Here is a 16,815-nt window from a genome sequence, read left to right on the forward strand (position 1 = left end):
GCTGTTGATATTGTTGGTCAGAAAAACACTTTTCCCAGTGCTATTTTCAGCCAAGTGGACACAGGAACAGTTGGGAATGGGGGTAACATTTTTATCGATTCTGGTTCATTCTCATTACGAGATGGCGCTCTAATTAATGCCTCAACTTATGGGCAGGGAAATGCAGGGAATGTGACAGTGGGTGCAAAAAATGCTATTTCCCTTGTAAATAGTAACATTTTCAGCAGGGTGGGCACAGGGGCTGTTGGGAATGGGGGTAACATTTTTATCGATTCTGGTTCATTCTCATTACGAGATGGCGCTCAACTTCTTGCCTCAACTGATGGGCAGGGAAATGCAGGGAATGTGACAGTGGGTGCAAAAAATGCTATTTCCCTTGCAAATAGTAACATTTTCAGCACCGTGGAAGCAGGAGGTGTAGGTAAAGGAGGCAATATCGATATCAATGCAGCAACCCTGTCACTCACTGATGGCGCTCAACTGCTAACCATTACTCGTGGCGCATCTGCTACCCAGCCCGCAGGAAGAGGGGATGCGGGGAATGTGAATGTGAAAGTCACAGGTGCTGTTGATATTGCTGGGGAGAAAAACGGTTTTCCCAGTGGGATTCGCAGCAGGGTGGGCACAGGGGCTGTTGGGAATGGGGGTAACATTTTTATCGATTCTGGTTCATTCTCATTACGAGATGGCGCTCTAATTAATGCCTCAACTTATGGGCAGGGAAATGCAGGGAATGTGACAGTGGGTGCAAAAAATGCTGTTTCCCTTGCAAATGGTAACATTTTCAGCAGGGTGGAAGCAGGAGGCGTAGGTAAAGGAGGCAATATCGACATCAATGCTGCAACCCTGTCACTCACTGATGGCACTCAACTACTAACTGCTACTCGTGAAGCATCTGCTACCCAGCCAGCAGGAAGAGGGAATGCGGGGAATGTGAATGTGAAAGTCACAGGTGCTGTTGATATTGCTGGGGAGAAAAACGGTTTTACCAGTGCGATTTTCAGCGATGTGGGAACGGGGGCTGTTGGGAGTGGGGGTAACATTTTTATCGATTCTGGTGACTTCTCATTACGAGATGGCGCTCAACTTAATACCTCAACTTCAGGAGTGGGAAATGCAGGGAATGTGAGAGTGGGTGCAAAAAATGCTGTTTTCCTTGCAAATAGTAACATTCTCAGCACCGTGGAAGCAGGAGGTGTAGGTAAAGGAGGCAATATCGATATCAATGCAGCAACCCTGTCACTCACTGATGGCGCTCAACTGCTAACCATTACTCGTGGCGCATCTGCTACCCAGCCCGCAGGAAGAGGGGATGCGGGGAATGTGAATGTGAAAGTTATAGGTGCTGTTGATATTGCTGGGGAGAAAAACGGTTTTCCCAGTGGGATTGGCAGCTTGGTGGACACAGGAACAGTTGGAAATGGGGGTAACATTTTTATCGATTCTGGTGACTTCTCATTACGAGATGGCGCTAAACTTTCAGCCTCAACTTATGGGCAGGGAAATGCAGGGAATGTGACAGTGGGTGCAAAAAATGCTATTTCCCTTGCAAATAGTAACATTTTCAGCACCGTGGAAGCAGGAGGTGTAGGTAAAGGAGGCAATATCGACATCAATGCAGCAACCCTGTCACTCACTGACAGTGCTCAACTGCTAACCATTACTCGTGGCGCATCTGCTACCCAGCCCGCAGGAAGAGGGGATGCGGGGAATGTGAATGTGAAAGTTATAGGTGCTGTTGATATTGCTGGGGAGAAAAACGGTTTTCCCAGTGGGATTGGCAGCTTGGTGGACACAGGAACAGTTGGAAATGGGGGTAACATTTTTATCGATTCTGGTGACTTCTCATTACGAGATGGCGCTCTACTTAATGCCTCAACTTTTGGGCAGGGAAATGCAGGGAATGTGAATGTGAAAGTTATAGGTGCTGTTGATATTGCTGGGGAGAAAAACGGTTTTCCCAGTGGGATTCGCAGCTTGGTGGGCACAGGGGCTGTTGGGAATGGGGGTAACATTTTTATCGATTCTGGTTCATTCTCATTACGAGATGGCGCTCAACTTTCAGCCTCAACTTATGGGCAGGGAAATGCAGGGAATGTGACAGTGGGTGCAAAAAATGCTGTTTTCCTTGCAAATAGTAACATTTTCAGCACCGTGGAAGCAGGAGGTGTAGGTAAAGGAGGCAATATCGACATCAATGCAGCAACCCTGTCACTCACTGACAGTGCTCAACTGCTAACCATTACTCGTGGCGCATCTGCTACCCAGCCCGCAGGAAGAGGGGATGCGGGGAATGTGAATGTGAAAGTTATAGGTGCTGTTGATATTGCTGGGGAGAAAAACGGTTTTCCCAGTGGGATTCGCAGCTTGGTGGACACAGGAACAGTTGGAAATGGGGGTAACATTTTTATCGATTCTGGTGACTTCTCATTACTAGATGGCGCTCTACTTAATGCCTCAACTTATGGACAGGGGAATGCGGGGAATATTCGCATCAATGCAAAAGATGCAGTAAGTGTTTCTGGAACTAATCAAGAGACAGGACTTTCTAGTGCTTTATTTACATTTACTGATTCTACTTCCACTGGCATTGGTGGTGATATCACCGTAAACACTAATATGTTTCGCGTATCAGACGGCGCTTTACTGGATGCACGCACTAGAAATAATCAAAAGGGTGGCGATATTACGGTAAATGCAAACGTCTTTGAAGCACTCAATGGTGGACAACTCACTACCACTACTTCAAGCAATGGACGTGCAGGTAAAATAACTGTTAACGCTAATGATAAACTAACAATTAGTGGTATTGACCCTAGTTACAATGACAGAAGTACTAACTTTCCTGACAACGTAAGAAATATTAGCGCTAACAGTGGCTTATTTGTCAGTTCTACTGGTTCCGGAATCACAGGCGATATCGAAGTCAACTCAACCCAAATTACCTTAGATAACCAAGGCAAACTCAACGCTGAATCTGCATCCGGTAACGGTGGTAACATCAACGTCAACAGCGACTTACTCTTACTCCGTCATGGCGCTAAAATCTCCACCAACGCAGGTACAGCCGAAAAAGGTGGCGATGGCGGTAACATCAATATCAACTCCAGATTTATCATTGCTATCCCCGAAGAAAACAGCGATATCAGCGCTAACGCCTTCACGGGAACTGGTGGAAACATCCAAATCAACTCGCAAGGTATCTTTGGTATCGAGTCGCGTCCAAAACCAACCAATAAAAGCGATATAACCGCCAGTTCGGAATTAGGCGTTTCCGGTGTAACAAATATCAATGCACCCGATAACAGTTCTATTCAAAATAGCTTCACCCAATTATCACCAAACGTTATCGATACTAATGCACTCATTGCCAATAGTTGCATTTCACGCGGCACTAAGCGACAAGAAAACTCTTTTACCATTACAGGTTCTGGTGCTTTACGCAATAGTCCTCAAGATGGTTTGGTTTCAACTTACACAACTGGAGAGGTGAGAGGTGTTGAGCAAACATCGCGGACTTGGAAAAAAGGCGACCCAATAATTGAACCACAAGGATTGTATCGATTACCTAATGGGCAATTAATCTTGAGTCGAAGTTGTTCATTATAAATATTGCACACATAACGCGATGTGCGACTTATTCTTGAAACCCCGCTTCTATTCCTTTCCCCGAAAGGTCGAGAGGCTTTGATTCTTACTCCCCAACGCTCGTAGGGTAACAGCAATGCTCATGCGTGTCAACTTAAGAAAAAATCTGCTTTGAGAAGGCGTTTTGCCCTCATCCCCTAACCCCTTCTCCCAAGTTAGGAGAAGGGGAACTAGAGAATTTGCTCCCCTCTCCCAATTTTGGGAGAGGGGCTGGGGGTGAGGGTGAAACCTCGAAAGCATGCCTTGCCTAATTTCTACGTTAAGTTGACACCAATGAGCTTTTTCTGTGCCCCTACCATGTGTTGCATCCAAATGAGAACTGCTATATATGCACCTTTCTGCAAAATGGGACGCACAATCATGCGATCGCACGATACCATTTATGCAACTATATGTGCATAAATAGTGAATGCATTATCTAGTCGTTTCCCTTAATCTGAGTATTAAAGGAACAGTTAATAAATCGAAAAACAGCAAAAATCATCAATTTATCAACCGTTGCTGATGAAAGTATCGTTATTTTTTTAACTCAGATGGAGAGGTTAATTATGTTTTTTAAAGTAGTTTGCAACACAGTTTTATCAACATCTTTGGCATTACCGAATTTTAAACAAACCACTTCGATTGCAATTTTAATCGCTGGAATTGGATTGTCTGGTATCAAGTCAGTAGATGCTAGAAATGCCTTAGTACAAACACCAGATATTTCTCAATCTTCATCATACGCGATCGCGCAACTCATAGATGCAAATTCTCCAATTTATGGGGAAGCTAAGATATAAGTAGAGCGGCGTGAATAATTCAAGGTTTGTAGTAAGGACTTTAGTCCTAATTTGAGGGCTGTTCGCGTTGGCGTTGGCGAAGCCTCTCGTAGAGAAGCCTCTCGTAGAGAAGCCTCTCGTAGAGAAGCGTTCCCGCAGGTTAGCCCTTACTACGAAAACATCTCAATGTTTTTTACATTACTTAATCTACTTTGATTTATTCTCACATACTTACTTAGCGTTGATGGGCGGATCTTGATGATTACACTTTTATGCAATCATCAAGCAAACTATTATGGTATTTTAATTAAGTGATAATACTTGTTAAGTAAGTGGGTCAAATTAAATATAAAATCTTACTCTGCCTCCGGCTTCCCTCTCCTTAGTAAGGAGAGGGATTGAGGGTGAGGTTTTATCTTATATTTAATTGTGCCTTCCTACTTAAATATCTAATTATTAATGCGATCGCTAAGTCAGTTGGTGGAAATAAATAGAACTATGTTACAAAGCATAAATATATTTGAAACCCTTACCAATGTTAACAATTCAGAATTCAAAATTCAAAATTAAAGACATTTTCCGACGGGGATTTTAACCCCGATGCTTCCTGAGCCTTTCCACCCTTCGGCGCAGGCTCAGGGCAACGGAAGCTCAGGGTAATACCTGCGCCGTTCGCGTAGGGTCCCGCAGGGAAGGACTGAAACTGGCGCTACCTATAGAGGTAGGGGTCTTAAACCCTTAGATTTACGATAAAGAATGACCCTTACAAATCATATATAAACAATGGGTTCTTACCTTCGTTTTCAAAAGCTTTTTTTGATATTATTTTCCTGCATCAGCATCACTCCACTTGCAGTATTTGCAGAATCGACACCCCCATCTGGAGTGACAATTCCCCCCAATACACCAGGGAAAGTCGAAGAAACTATACCCCAACCATCACCATCACCAACCCTTCCTCCTACACCACCGACACCAACTGTTCCCATACTCCCATCACCCCCAGAGGAAAATTTACCCGAAACAACCTTTCCTAGTGGTGAAAGTTTCTTTGTCAAAGAAATTCAAGTCAAAGGATACTCTGTTTTAGAAGATCAAATCATCAAGTTAAAACAACCCTTAGAAAATAAAAAAATCACATTTGAGCAGTTATTGCAACTGCGATCGCAAATCACTGAACTCTATGTTAAAAAGGGCTATATCACTAGTGGTGCATTTATTCCCAATAATCAAAATGTCGCTAGCGGTGTCGTGCAAATCCAAGTTGTGGAAGGCGAACTCGAAGGAATTTCCATTTTAGGGTTAGAAAGATTGCAGCCTGCATACGTGCGTTCCCGGATTGAACGGCTTACAGGAAAACCTTTAAACCAAAAACGCATCGAACAAGCACTGCAATTATTACAACTTGACCCTCTGGTTAAACGAGTTAATGCTGAGTTAACCGCAGGTAGCACCCCAGGTAGTAATATTTTACAGGTGACAATTACCGAGTCGCAACCATTCCACGCTGGAGTTATCTTTGCAAATAACCAATCACCTAGCGTTGGTTCAGAACAAGGGAGTATTTTTGTTGCTCACGATAATTTATTCGGGTTGGGAGATAAATTCAGTGCTGAATATGGTATTACTGAAGGTTTAAACAGTTACAATATCAGTTATTCTGTTCCCTTTAACGCTCTAGATGGAACTATTGGTGTCCGCTACAGCAATAGCGGTAGCCGCATTATTCAAAGCGAATTTCGTGACTTGCATATCCGCAGCGAAGCCGAAACCCTTTCTTTTAACGTCCGTCAACCGCTAATCCACACCCCAAACAGCGAATTTGCTCTCGGTTTAGCATTCGATTTACGGCGCAGTCAAACCTTCATACTCAATGATATCCCATTCTCCTTTACTGAAGGCCCCGAAAATGGGGAATCAAAAGTTACAGTAATTCGCTTTTCTCAAGATTGGTTACAACGTAATGCTACCAGCGTCCTAGCAGCGCGATCGCAATTTAGTTTTGGGATTGGTGCAATTGATGCCACCGTCAACGATAGTGGTACTGATGGGCGTTTTTTTAGCTGGGTAGGACAATTTCAATGGGTACAACGGCTATCTCCCCGCATCTTGATGCTAGCCAAAGTTAACACTCAACTTACTCCTGATTCTTTACTTTCGCTGGAAAAAATTACCATCGGGGGAGTTGATACAGTGCGCGGTTATAGTCAAAATCAACTTGTTGCTGACAATGGGGTAGTTGGAGGAGTGGAAGTTCGTATTCCCTTAGCATCGAATGTGGAAACATTACAGTTAATACCATTTTTTGACATCGGTACAGCTTGGAACAATCGCGGTATTAGTGATGACCCGCAAACCCTTGCCAGCTTGGGGTTGGGTTTGCACTGGCAACCTTTTAACGGTTTAGTATTGCGTGCAGACTATGGTGTACCATTAATCGAAACAAGCGATCGCGGTAGTTCACTGCAAGATAATGGCTTTAATTTTTCAGTGCTATATCAACCGTTTTAATATTACAAGAAACAGGATTTAAAACTGGTGGTAAGGCTTGTGGCAAGTCAGCCTGGATATTATACCAAGCTTTTGGCATCTGGTTTTCAGTCAGAATATATTTAATCGTGTCCATATAATCAGGTGATGCACAGTAAAATTGCACATTTACAATTTTCTAATAAAAAGGCTTGATAAGTGATCACTCCGTCTATCCGTGAGAGGTTAAGGTAATTGCACATTTGTCAAGATGGTGCGGGGACGAATACCTCGTTTGCGTAGCGACGGGCTGTTCGGTGTCGCCCCCATTCAAGGGAGGAAAGCCCAAAATAAGGTTCAATTCCAACTCTTGCCGGGGTTTTCTCTCAACCGATGCATCCCACCAAAACGCTGCATTGACCACCGTCTTAATTCCATAGCGATAATGCAAATCCTGGTAGCAGGCTACGGTATTAACTTAGACTTACAACCACGCAATGAACCACTAGCTGCTTTTGCTGGTCTAATACTCTGCGGTGGTTCTGGCTGGACTTTTACTGACGATTTACCAGACGGCGATGGTGTCTCGAACCCTCAGCCTGGTGTGATATTTATGTCGCCTCTGGTTAGGTGGGCACACTTGGCACTGTGGATGTAAGTATCCAAAAGCAATGAAACTGTGTTTGTAATGGGATCTGGCGCTTTGGGTGATTGCACTCCCGAATCCTGCTTAAATCCCTGTATTCAATACACTAACTAAGCTGTTGGACATTTAACTTGCATATTACCTGGAAGTAAAAGTCTTGTGGGGTAGGCATCTTGCCCGCCCTGGTTATGCAAATTAAAAGTACATTAGCTTACCATGTCTGGCAAAGGATTTGGGCAATCCCAACCTACAAGATCAGCGATCGCTCATTTAGTAGTAACGGACTCCTCGGCCCAGGGAGAGCAAGTCGACCGCCTTAATGTGTGTGAGTTGCAACCTTGAACACTGAGTTTATAAACACGATTTGGTCTAACATTATTAAAAGTAAACCGTCCAGAGCGGTTCTCTACTTGTTTTTCTCCACCCACTACCTTATAGCGGACGTTATAAAAGTCCCAACCTGTGATGCCAGTGAATTGGAAGATTACCTTATTGCCAGACTGATAAGCTCCGTTGAAACACGGGCGGTCATCGGGACAATTTATGGAGTCGTTACCGAAGCCCTGGGACATAGCGCTCTGGCAAAAAGACAAACTCAAGCACGTCAACATTGCAGACAGAAAGCTAACATTTAGTATGTTCATATTTGTTCTCCTTAGTCAGTTCATTTCAGTGCGGATCAGAAAAAGTCTATCTGTAAATTTTCCATTGATAATCCGGTAGAGTATGGGATGAAGCCGAAGCGATCGCTTAAATTACGCATCAAAAGCGATACTAAAGACAAACAAAATTTATCGGTAGCACAATAGTTTCTATTCCGTTGCCAATATGTTCCTTCCGCGATCGCATATTGGTTATAACTGTAACCATAAGTTTGCCGCTTTTGAAAGCATAACCTTGCCGCAGGACATATAACTTAAAGGATAAAGTGGCCGCTCCAATCAAGGTGGAAGTTTATTTACTTGTCCTGGCATTAGGTTTTCTTTTCTTTTTACTCCCACTATTTTATTTACTTCTTCTACCAACTCCATCTCATCTATTATTCCTAAATAATCTATATTTAGGATTTACATGGCTTCTTTTGACTCTTTCATGTTTTTTCTCTTTCTCTACTTCACTCTTATTATTTTACAAATAAAAAGCCTGAAATGATTGCCAGATAATCATATCGGGCTTTTTACTCTGACAATTCATAATTATTTAATCTGCTTCAATATCTGCGAAATGTGGGTTTAATAATGAAAGAAATATGATAATCAATTATCTAAGAATAAAAAGATATATTTTTCAGATTAATTAAAACAATTGACTTTTTCCTTTTTTTTAGTGTAGGCTGAATAAAGATTGAAAGGGAGTAGCTGCTGGCTAATCAAGTCAGTACATCTGAATCAACATACTGGCGCATCGCCTGGTTCAGATGACAAGTTTTTGAGTCTCAGCAGTTAACTGAGCCGAATCTTTATGCTTGGGAGCGAGACTTTCACTAAGTTCACATCTGATGTGAGCTTGGTGGAGTACGTATGTGCTGCTCAAGCTCACTCAGGAAAGTTGTAATAAATCTGAGGAGCTTGCTCGGCTCATATCACAATGGAATTAAATCTCTTTGTTTCTACTTTTGCACTAATATTTGTGGCTGAACTACCAGATAAAACTGCTTTTGCAGCTTTATTACTTGCCACTTCTCATCATCCACTTGCAGTTTTTACAGGCGCGGCAGTCGCATTTGTCATTCAGAGCCTTGTTGCAGTCGCATTCGGTAGTTTATTTAGCCTTTTACCACCGATGCTTATTCATATAAGTGCAGGAATTCTATTTTTAGTATTTGCAATCATGATGTGGTGCAAGAATGAATCCGGCGGTGAGGATGTTAAATCTGATCAGCAAGCAAAGAAAGTTCGTTTTTCTAAATCTGTTACATCGACATTTATGACTATTTTTATTGCTGAATGGGGAGACTTAACACAGTTGGCAACAGCTACTTTGGCAGCTAAATATCATGCTCCAATCACTATCTTCTGTTCCGCAACTTTAGCGCTTTGGGCTGTGACAGCTATTGCAGTAATAGTCGGATATAAAGCCAAACATCTAATCCCACCAAACTTGTTACAGAGAGTTGCTGCAACTGCATTTGCGGTAGTAGGAATCGGACTCTTGGTTAAACACTAGTAGTCTGTCAAGAAAGAATTGAGGGATGAATTACCTGTAGAGACGGCGATTTATCGCGTCTCTCTTAACCGTCAAAATAAATTTGACAGACTACTAGTACAGCACGGCGTAAATAAGCCACCCATTTGTAATCTCTGAAACCCTTGCTAAAACGTAATTACGAATTACGAATTACGAATTACGCGAAGCGGTACTAGTATTAGTACTACTCCCACGGCGGGAGCTATGGGGTCTTCTTGATCGGGAGCAGTTGTTGCCCTGGGGAGAAAGTCTGGGAAGCTAAATCAAATCTCGCATGGTTTCACCGGGTGGGGCATACAAGAGCAAGTCAACTTCTAGGTAGACGGGGTGATTTTCAGCTTTGCAAGCCTCCGGTGAACGCGGGAGATTCTGTCAGCTTACTTTTATCTGCTTCTTCATACAGCAGTGTTGACAATTCTTCTAAGCAGGCTTTGATCCGTTCTTGTTTCTCTTGGTTCATTGTCAGCGATCGCACAGGGTTATTTCCCTTTACATTTTCTCAGAAATGGTAAATCTTCCAAAACTGGATGCTCCCGCAATCTTTCAATCCCGCAAACGGGTTTCATTTATTTGAAAGTTGGTATCCCAGCACAGCTTACTAATCAAGTGTGGTTTCAATCCCGCGAACGGGTTTCATTTATTTGAAAGATTAGGTAATAACACGCCGCCAAAAAAAGCACCACGTTTCAATCCCGCGAACGGGTTTCATTTATTTGAAAGCTCAGCCTAATTTTATGCCTAAGAAAAAGACAGCTGTTTCAATCCCGCGAACGGGTTTCATTTATTTGAAAGCAAGAGAATCCCATTAAACTGAATACTATTATTACTTGTTTCAATCCCGCGAACGGGTTTCATTTATTTGAAAGTCAAGCTGCCCTCTCTGTCCTCTCTAATAATCTAGGAGTTTCAATCCCGCGAACGGGTTTCATTTATTTGAAAGTTCAGGTATTTTTTCATTTTCTCTTATTAGTTGAATTGTTTCAATCCCGCGAACGGGTTTCATTTATTTGAAAGTATTTAACAAGGCTTGACCCCGGTGATTACTGGGAATGTTTCAATCCCGCGAACGGGTTTCATTTATTTGAAAGATTAAGGCTGTTATTGAGGAGCGAATAGCAAGAGTTTCAATCCCGCGAACGGGTTTCATTTATTTGAAAGTTCGCTTTATAGCCCGTAATGCAAATACAAAATCGTTTCAATCCCGCGAACGGGTTTCATTTATTTGAAAGCTCAGAGGAATTGCTGGTGAAGATGTCTGCATACTTGGTTTCAATCCCGCGAACGGGTTTCATTTATTTGAAAGTGGTAAAAATGGTGGAACCCTTAGAAAAAAGGGAGTTGTTTCAATCCCGCGAACGGGTTTCATTTATTTGAAAGTTCTTGGCATTTGTACCTTCGGTGGCGCTTTGCGGTTTCAATCCCGCGAACGGGTTTCATTTATTTGAAAGGTAAACTTTGGGGGCGATCGCTCTCCCGCATTGTTTCAATCCCGCGAACGGGTTTCATTTATTTGAAAGCTGACGATGCGGTAGCAGGGGCTTGATACCTGCCAAGTTTCAATCCCGCGAACGGGTTTCATTTATTTGAAAGTGTGCCTTTTCAAGATCCAGATTGTGCTACAGGTAGGTTTCAATCCCGCGAACGGGTTTCATTTATTTGAAAGAATATAATAAAAGATAAATTATTGCACAATGAAGAATCGTTTCAATCCCGCGAACGGGTTTCATTTATTTGAAAGGGTATCTCCTGCCTTAAGTCGTGCCCTTTGGCGTTGGTTTCAATCCCGCGAACGGGTTTCATTTATTTGAAAGACCCTCTTCGACCGACCACCGTTGTTTAACCCGTTGTTTCAATCCCGCGAACGGGTTTCATTTATTTGAAAGGGGTAGTTATTCAATGTTGCGTCGGTCATTGTGTGTTTCAATCCCGCGAACGGGTTTCATTTATTTGAAAGCTCCGGTACTGGTATCACTCACGTAATCTGATGCGCGTTTCAATCCCGCGAACGGGTTTCATTTATTTGAAAGTAATACTATTACGGGTGCTAACAGTCAAAGTATTATGTTTCAATCCCGCGAACGGGTTTCATTTATTTGAAAGCTTCTGCAATAGCTGACAACGCAGCGTTCAGTTGTTTCAATCCCGCGAACGGGTTTCATTTATTTGAAAGTCCGCGAGTCACAAATGAATCAGAGAGCTACTCCTGCCAGGATTTTTGGCAGGTCTACTTCAAAAGTCCGTTTGCGGCATTCGTTGACAGGTTGTAGATTAAACTTAAAGCTATGAAACTATTGACTTGTCAAGGTTCTGGCGATTTGGCGGGAGGTGGGGGGTTTTCGCCCGTGCTTTGCCCTGCCAAAAAATCTTATTAGTATCATAGTATGATCGTATCTTGCTGTCGAGGTTGCTCGGAACCATAAGTAATAGTCTTACGTACAGATCCAGCGTCCAAAACATAAATACGTACTGAATCTTCAGCTGGTTTAATCAAATTCTCAACCTGCGTCTTTAGTTTAGCAAACTGGACAGCATTCAAAAAACATTCAAACACACTGTACTGTGTCCAAGTTCCATAGCCAGAGAGCATTTTATGTAGTTTTGTTCGCCGCTTGTTCGCATTTTTACTATCTGGCAAATCGTAAATTATGAGGTAGAACAAAGTAGTCATCGCAGAGTTAGGGCTTTATAAGGAACGCCCTCCTGTAAATGTCGGCTCAATAAACGTGCTTGCAATTCGATTGCACGACGATAACTGCAACGATAGCCAAAAGAAGGATGCTTGAACTCATCGTTCATTTTGCGTTCCCATGCCTGTAAAAATTGTTTACGTCCAGATTCGGAAAGCCGATATGCACCCAAATTATCAGTAAAATCGTTGGGTTTGATTTCTTTATGAGTGATAACCGAAAGTATCAAATTATCCGCAACCAATGGACGAAATTCTTCCATTAAATCTAAAACCATCGCAGGTTGTCCTCTAGTCACTTCATGCAAATAACCAATGTAAGGATCTAAACCAGCTATATGTACCGCAGCTGTTACCTGGACTTGTAAAAGTCCATAGGCAAACCCCAATAATGCATTTACTGCATCTGTAGGAGGACGGCGATTTCTTCCGTTAAAACACCATTGTTCTTCAAGCATTACCGACCAAGCAGCAAAATATTCTCGTGCAGCTAACCCTTCAACACCACGTACTTCATCAAGACTTGTTTTCTCTTTAACTAGCTGTTTGCGAGACTTCAACGGATTATCTTTTTGGTCGTGGCGGTACAAAACAGTATGTTGATTGTGGATTTTACCAGTAACAATTGTTTTGACAATCTCCAAACGATGAGCTTCGTTGCAATAAGCAGCATACTGGGACAGCCGCAACTGACCGTTACGGGAGTATCCAGGAAGCGCCGAACCTAAATATTTACCAAAACAAGAAAGGTAATGTACTGGCATTCCTAGCTCCAAAGCATAGACTAGAGCATCGCCAGTAATCTGGGGGTTCCCCATCAATACAACTTGTTCGACAGTTTGGGCAGGAACCGATTTTTTCTCCCAGCCGCCATCTTCTTGTTTTAACGCTACTTTAAAAGCTTCAGCAACTTTACTCAAAACAGCATCAGGTTGAGTTACATAAAGAACAGACATCTTTTAGACCTCAAGGCGTAATTTTTTAATTTCTTTTGGTAAGCAAATTTTCTGCAAACTGCAATCTTGACACTTTTTAGGGTGGTCAATTGGTGGTGGCATTGTCCTTCCAACTGCAACCCGTGCTGCTGAAATTGCTTGTTCTGTAGCTTTTCGGAGTGTGGATGTAAAATCTACCTTTTCGCGGCGACGGTTGGCGTAGTAGAAAATTTCTCCGTAAGGAATAGAGCCTCCCGTGCGTTCTTCGAGACACAAAGCCGCACCGCACAGTTGAAAATGATCGCTCTTGTGGTTCGCCATACGCCCTTTTTTAAACTCCAAAGGGATTAACTGGTTATCTTTTTCTTCCACGGCATCGATAATTCCATTAATCAGAAGGCGATCGCTCCATACCCACTGATGTCGATAAATTACCTTATCACCTTCAACCTTCTTGCCTTCATCATCAACATTGCGATGCAGATGACGACCAATGATAATGTGTTCGTTAACCGCATTTTCCCCAAGTTCATATTCCAGAAAGAAACGACGAGGGCAATATTCCCAAGCATTTAAATAAGCTAAGGGAAGATAGTATTGTTCGTTCATGGTTTGTTAGAAAATACAAATTTTTAACTACGAACTGATGAAGGGTTAAGTAAGTGGGTCAAATTAAATATAAAACCTTACTCTGCCTCCGGCTTCCCTCTCCGAACTCACGGAGAGGGATTGAGGGTGAGGTTTTATCTTATATTTAATTGTGCCTTCCTACTTATGAGTTTTAGACTTCTTCAGATTGGATGGCTTTTGCGCTACGTTTATTTGCAAAGCGAGTTGTGTCTGTCCCATTCCCATAGCGATTTTACGTCCTACACCAGCGAAGAAGGCAAAATTTGCCAAAACAGTTGCAATCCGAGCCGTTTCAGGGCTATTAAATCTGTAGCAAACCCAACCCTGCGCCCCAATTTCCGTACCTCCTTCCATTTTGAGTGCATAGGTTTTGAGGTCGTAAGCTGTAACTAAAGCATTCCAATCACAAGTCGCGAGATGATATTGTTCTGGTGCAAAAATATTCCACCGCCGATGCAGCGAGTTAAATACCAATTCAGGTAATGGAAAGGTCTGTACACCTTGATTTTGCTTGAAGCTAGTAGGAGAGAGAAAATGCATTTCAATATCGGTCAAAACTTGCATTGGGTGTGACAGTAATGCATAATCAGCCGCACCTGCTAATTGATGCGTTCCCGGCAATGCGTACATATTCCGTAGTACAAATGGAAAATCAGCCAGCACTAAAGATTGGGTTTCTGACTGTTCAAACCCACGCATCAAAGGCTCAACTAAACTTCCATCCAATAGACAAATCCGAAAATAAAAATAGTCTCCTACACGCACCCCACCCTGACGACGGTTTCCCAATAAGCCCGAAATAGCCAATGGTGAATTTTGACTAACATGGATAGTTTCGGCAACAGATGGGTTTGCAGCAGCGAACCATTTAAGTACTAATGCGTGCAATCCACGAGATAAAGTAGGTGGTATGTTTCCCACATCCGCAGCGGCAAGTTCGATAACGATTGAATGTAATGTAGAACATTTATGCAGTTGCAACGAGATTTCCTGCTCCATAAAATACTCCTGTTGGTAAATAAATCTCATCTGGAACTTGTTGATATTGTTCTACAGTTAGTAGGGCTTTAAAAGCCTGCCAGTCATTTTTTTTAGCTTCATCGCTTTTCTTAGCTACTAAATACTCACCGCGTAACTGTGCTTGACTTACCAAACTTACAGGAGGCATTACAATCCGGTTATAGAGTAATATCTGAGTATTAATTGGCAAATCTAAAGGGTTTAAAGGATGCAAACAGGTGTAATCACCAGATTTAGATTGCATGAGCTTATCTGGAATTCTTACCGTTTCTACTCTAATTTTTGATGCCCATTTTCCTAAACGTATCCAACGTGGTATTGTGATAGTTTCTGGAGCAATCATATAAGTACGATATTGGCTCCCAACAGCTAATTCTTTAGCTCGACCGTAATTAATTGGGTAATTTTTATCTGCACCTTTATCCCCGAACTGTTTTGACTTTCCATAATAGCCAACTTGAGCAGCTTTAAAGGTATTAATTTGATATGACCAATTGATAGGTTGGGCAGGAAATACATAAATACCCGCTTGATTTAGATGAAGAAGATTTTGTTCACCACTTGCATCTAAATACGTCGGTTTTTGTGCTAGCTCCCCTTGCAGCCTATATGGTTGGGGAATATAGTGAATTGCAAAAAGTGCAAAACTTAGCGCCCAATTATGTAAATATTTCTCAGTCTCATAGAGAATTCCCATCTCTCGTGTAGCGAAAAAAACATTATCGTGTAGTGTTAAGGTGCAATGATACAAAGCCATAGCAAAATCCTGTGATTACATTGAAAATGTAGGTTAAGGTAGGTTATCCACCCTAACAATCAGAAATAGCAATTAATCCTTTTTACCTTTCTTTTTCAACGCTCCAAAGGATTCTGCATAGGCTTTACTTTGTCCGTAGAGTGTATTCATAGTTTCTACTAAATAAGCTTCATCTTGATACAGTGTCCCGACTTCATTCAGCAGTTCTTCTAATTCCGAACCAAAAATCAGCTTTGTTTTGCGTACAGGTTCATCATTTAGTAAACTATTTGCCACTGTTTCTACTTGCTGTAAAATGTCGCCAATAGGAGTGTCAACATCACCCTTCAAGGCATCATAAAGTGCCTGTGTATAATGCAAGTTGCTAAAAACTTCACCATCACAAAATGCAATCCCTGCAATATAGTTTTTCATCGTCCCTGTCCGTGATTCCTGTGCGCCATACCGTTTAGTACGCAGCAAATTACCTAGAACATAAATAAAGCCTTCATAAGTAGGGTCGCGTAGGGTCTCGACTGTGGGAAATGTTACTTCTGGAATAACATGGTCTAATTCATTAATACTGCTACGCATTTCCCCTGCTTCGCTCATTGTTCCCCCTTCAAAAGGGGCATTGAAGGTAAAGCTGCGGTGTGATTGTTCGTAAGCACTTAGAGAAAAAGCAGAGTCTGAGTATACTTTGGAACGTTCTGACCCACTATCACCGATCGCAAATCCATAGATAATACAATCAGGGCATTTTTTGCAAGATTTCTCGCCGTTATATTCGCAGTATTTATCTTTATTAGTTTCGTCTGCGCTAGTGAGGTTTAAACCACGAAGTAGTTCGCGTCCAGCAAGTCGTTCGGGGGTAGTTTGTTTGCGCTTGAACATTACCAAACGGCTGATTTGTTTTTTACTTTCATCAGTCATTCCTAAACCCGCCTGTGTTCGTGCAGTATTGAGAATTCCATCAGTTTGGAATACCGGGAATGATTGACTATGACGCAGCAGGATAAAGTGTATATATTTTCCAGATGCCAAGCGAGGAAACGCAGATTGGAATTGGGGTTTTAGAGTTTTGAGAATACTCATGA

At 42.2% G+C, this 16,815-nt stretch carries 13 protein-coding genes and 1 CRISPR repeat array; of the genes, 5 read left to right on the top strand and 8 right to left on the bottom strand.

All coding sequences use genetic code 11. The features are described from left to right. Nucleotides 1-9: 9 nt before the first annotated feature. From ACYTXL_RS25370 to ACYTXL_RS25380, 3 genes are all read left to right on the top strand, one after another. A complete protein-coding gene (locus tag ACYTXL_RS25370; protein WP_461927141.1) occupies nucleotides 10-3,609 on the top strand; it encodes a beta strand repeat-containing protein in 3,600 nt (1,199 codons plus the stop codon). A 587-nt stretch (nucleotides 3,610-4,196) separates the two neighbouring features. Next, the gene (locus tag ACYTXL_RS25375) at nucleotides 4,197-4,430 is read left to right on the top strand and encodes a hypothetical protein (RefSeq protein WP_461927121.1); all 234 of its coding nucleotides are present in this window, start codon (nucleotides 4,197-4,199) and stop codon (nucleotides 4,428-4,430) included. A 762-nt stretch (nucleotides 4,431-5,192) separates the two neighbouring features. After that, nucleotides 5,193-6,920 carry a ShlB/FhaC/HecB family hemolysin secretion/activation protein gene (locus tag ACYTXL_RS25380; RefSeq protein ID WP_461927122.1) on the top strand — a complete coding sequence of 576 codons (1,728 nt, stop codon included), beginning with the start codon at nucleotides 5,193-5,195 and terminating at the stop codon, nucleotides 6,918-6,920. Here ACYTXL_RS25380 and ACYTXL_RS25385 read toward each other — a convergent pair. Next, nucleotides 6,889-7,065: a hypothetical protein gene (locus tag ACYTXL_RS25385; RefSeq protein WP_461927123.1), complete on the bottom strand. Its 177-nt coding sequence runs from the start codon at nucleotides 7,063-7,065 to the stop codon at nucleotides 6,889-6,891. The genes ACYTXL_RS25380 and ACYTXL_RS25385 overlap by 32 nt on opposite strands. An 84-nt stretch (nucleotides 7,066-7,149) precedes the next feature. Here ACYTXL_RS25385 and ACYTXL_RS25390 point away from each other — a divergent pair, with 84 nt between their 5' ends. Together ACYTXL_RS25390 and ACYTXL_RS25395 are read left to right on the top strand one after the other, a co-directional pair. Further along, on the top strand, nucleotides 7,150-7,536 hold the full coding sequence (locus ACYTXL_RS25390; protein WP_461927124.1) for a hypothetical protein: 387 nt from the start codon (nucleotides 7,150-7,152) through the stop codon (nucleotides 7,534-7,536). 1,575 nt (nucleotides 7,537-9,111) lie between these two features. Then, nucleotides 9,112-9,690, top strand: a complete 579-nt coding sequence (locus ACYTXL_RS25395; RefSeq protein WP_461927125.1) for a TMEM165/GDT1 family protein — start codon at nucleotides 9,112-9,114, stop codon at nucleotides 9,688-9,690. Nucleotides 9,691-10,045: 355 nt separating this feature from the next. Here the strand turns inward: ACYTXL_RS25395 and ACYTXL_RS25400 are convergent, their stop codons facing one another. The 7 genes from ACYTXL_RS25400 to cas7d all read right to left on the bottom strand — a co-directional run bounded on the left by ACYTXL_RS25400 (nucleotide 10,046) and on the right by cas7d (nucleotide 16,813). Continuing rightward, nucleotides 10,046-10,186: a hypothetical protein gene (locus ACYTXL_RS25400; RefSeq protein WP_461927143.1), complete on the bottom strand. Its 141-nt coding sequence runs from the start codon at nucleotides 10,184-10,186 to the stop codon at nucleotides 10,046-10,048. Nucleotides 10,187-10,251: 65 nt separating this feature from the next. After that, a CRISPR array of direct repeats spans nucleotides 10,252-11,881; the repeat unit is 37 nt; unit sequence GTTTCAATCCCGCGAACGGGTTTCATTTATTTGAAAG. 204 nt (nucleotides 11,882-12,085) lie between these two features. After that, on the bottom strand, nucleotides 12,086-12,379 hold the full coding sequence (gene cas2 / locus ACYTXL_RS25405) for a CRISPR-associated endonuclease Cas2 (protein WP_461927126.1): 294 nt from the start codon (nucleotides 12,377-12,379) through the stop codon (nucleotides 12,086-12,088). Next, the gene (cas1d, locus tag ACYTXL_RS25410) at nucleotides 12,376-13,353 is read right to left on the bottom strand and encodes a type I-D CRISPR-associated endonuclease Cas1d (protein ID WP_461927127.1); all 978 of its coding nucleotides are present in this window, start codon (nucleotides 13,351-13,353) and stop codon (nucleotides 12,376-12,378) included. The genes cas2 and cas1d overlap by 4 nt, the downstream gene beginning before the upstream one ends. A 3-nt stretch (nucleotides 13,354-13,356) precedes the next feature. After that, on the bottom strand, nucleotides 13,357-13,941 hold the full coding sequence (gene cas4, locus ACYTXL_RS25415; protein WP_461927128.1) for a CRISPR-associated protein Cas4: 585 nt from the start codon (nucleotides 13,939-13,941) through the stop codon (nucleotides 13,357-13,359). Between the two features lie 159 nt (nucleotides 13,942-14,100). Next, nucleotides 14,101-14,961 carry a CRISPR system precrRNA processing endoribonuclease RAMP protein Cas6 gene (gene cas6, locus ACYTXL_RS25420; protein WP_461927129.1) on the bottom strand — a complete coding sequence of 287 codons (861 nt, stop codon included), beginning with the start codon at nucleotides 14,959-14,961 and terminating at the stop codon, nucleotides 14,101-14,103. Next, nucleotides 14,930-15,739: a type I-D CRISPR-associated protein Cas5/Csc1 gene (gene cas5d, locus ACYTXL_RS25425; RefSeq protein ID WP_461927130.1), complete on the bottom strand. Its 810-nt coding sequence runs from the start codon at nucleotides 15,737-15,739 to the stop codon at nucleotides 14,930-14,932. The genes cas6 and cas5d overlap by 32 nt, the downstream gene beginning before the upstream one ends. A gap of 72 nt (nucleotides 15,740-15,811) precedes the next feature. After that, nucleotides 15,812-16,813, bottom strand: coding sequence for a type I-D CRISPR-associated protein Cas7/Csc2 (gene cas7d / locus ACYTXL_RS25430; RefSeq protein WP_461927131.1), 1,002 nt, complete (start codon nucleotides 16,811-16,813; stop codon nucleotides 15,812-15,814). Nucleotides 16,814-16,815: the final 2 nt, after the last annotated feature.

Source organism: Nostoc sp. (genome assembly GCF_054880495.1).

Excerpts from the sequence above, each read along its gene's own strand:
- ACYTXL_RS25375 (WP_461927121.1), top strand. The coding sequence starts at position 4,197 with ATGTTTTTTAAAGTAGTTTGCAACACAGTTTTATCAACATCTTTGGCA.
- cas2 (WP_461927126.1), bottom strand. The coding sequence starts at position 12,379 with ATGACTACTTTGTTCTACCTCATAATTTACGATTTGCCAGATAGTAAA.
- cas1d (WP_461927127.1), bottom strand. The coding sequence starts at position 13,353 with ATGTCTGTTCTTTATGTAACTCAACCTGATGCTGTTTTGAGTAAAGTT.
- ACYTXL_RS25395 (WP_461927125.1), top strand. The coding sequence starts at position 9,112 with ATGGAATTAAATCTCTTTGTTTCTACTTTTGCACTAATATTTGTGGCT.
- cas5d (WP_461927130.1), bottom strand. The coding sequence starts at position 15,739 with ATGGCTTTGTATCATTGCACCTTAACACTACACGATAATGTTTTTTTC.
- cas6 (WP_461927129.1), bottom strand. The coding sequence starts at position 14,961 with ATGGAGCAGGAAATCTCGTTGCAACTGCATAAATGTTCTACATTACAT.
- ACYTXL_RS25380 (WP_461927122.1), top strand. The coding sequence starts at position 5,193 with ATGGGTTCTTACCTTCGTTTTCAAAAGCTTTTTTTGATATTATTTTCC.
- ACYTXL_RS25390 (WP_461927124.1), top strand. The coding sequence starts at position 7,150 with ATGGTGCGGGGACGAATACCTCGTTTGCGTAGCGACGGGCTGTTCGGT.
- cas7d (WP_461927131.1), bottom strand. The coding sequence starts at position 16,813 with ATGAGTATTCTCAAAACTCTAAAACCCCAATTCCAATCTGCGTTTCCT.
- cas4 (WP_461927128.1), bottom strand. The coding sequence starts at position 13,941 with ATGAACGAACAATACTATCTTCCCTTAGCTTATTTAAATGCTTGGGAA.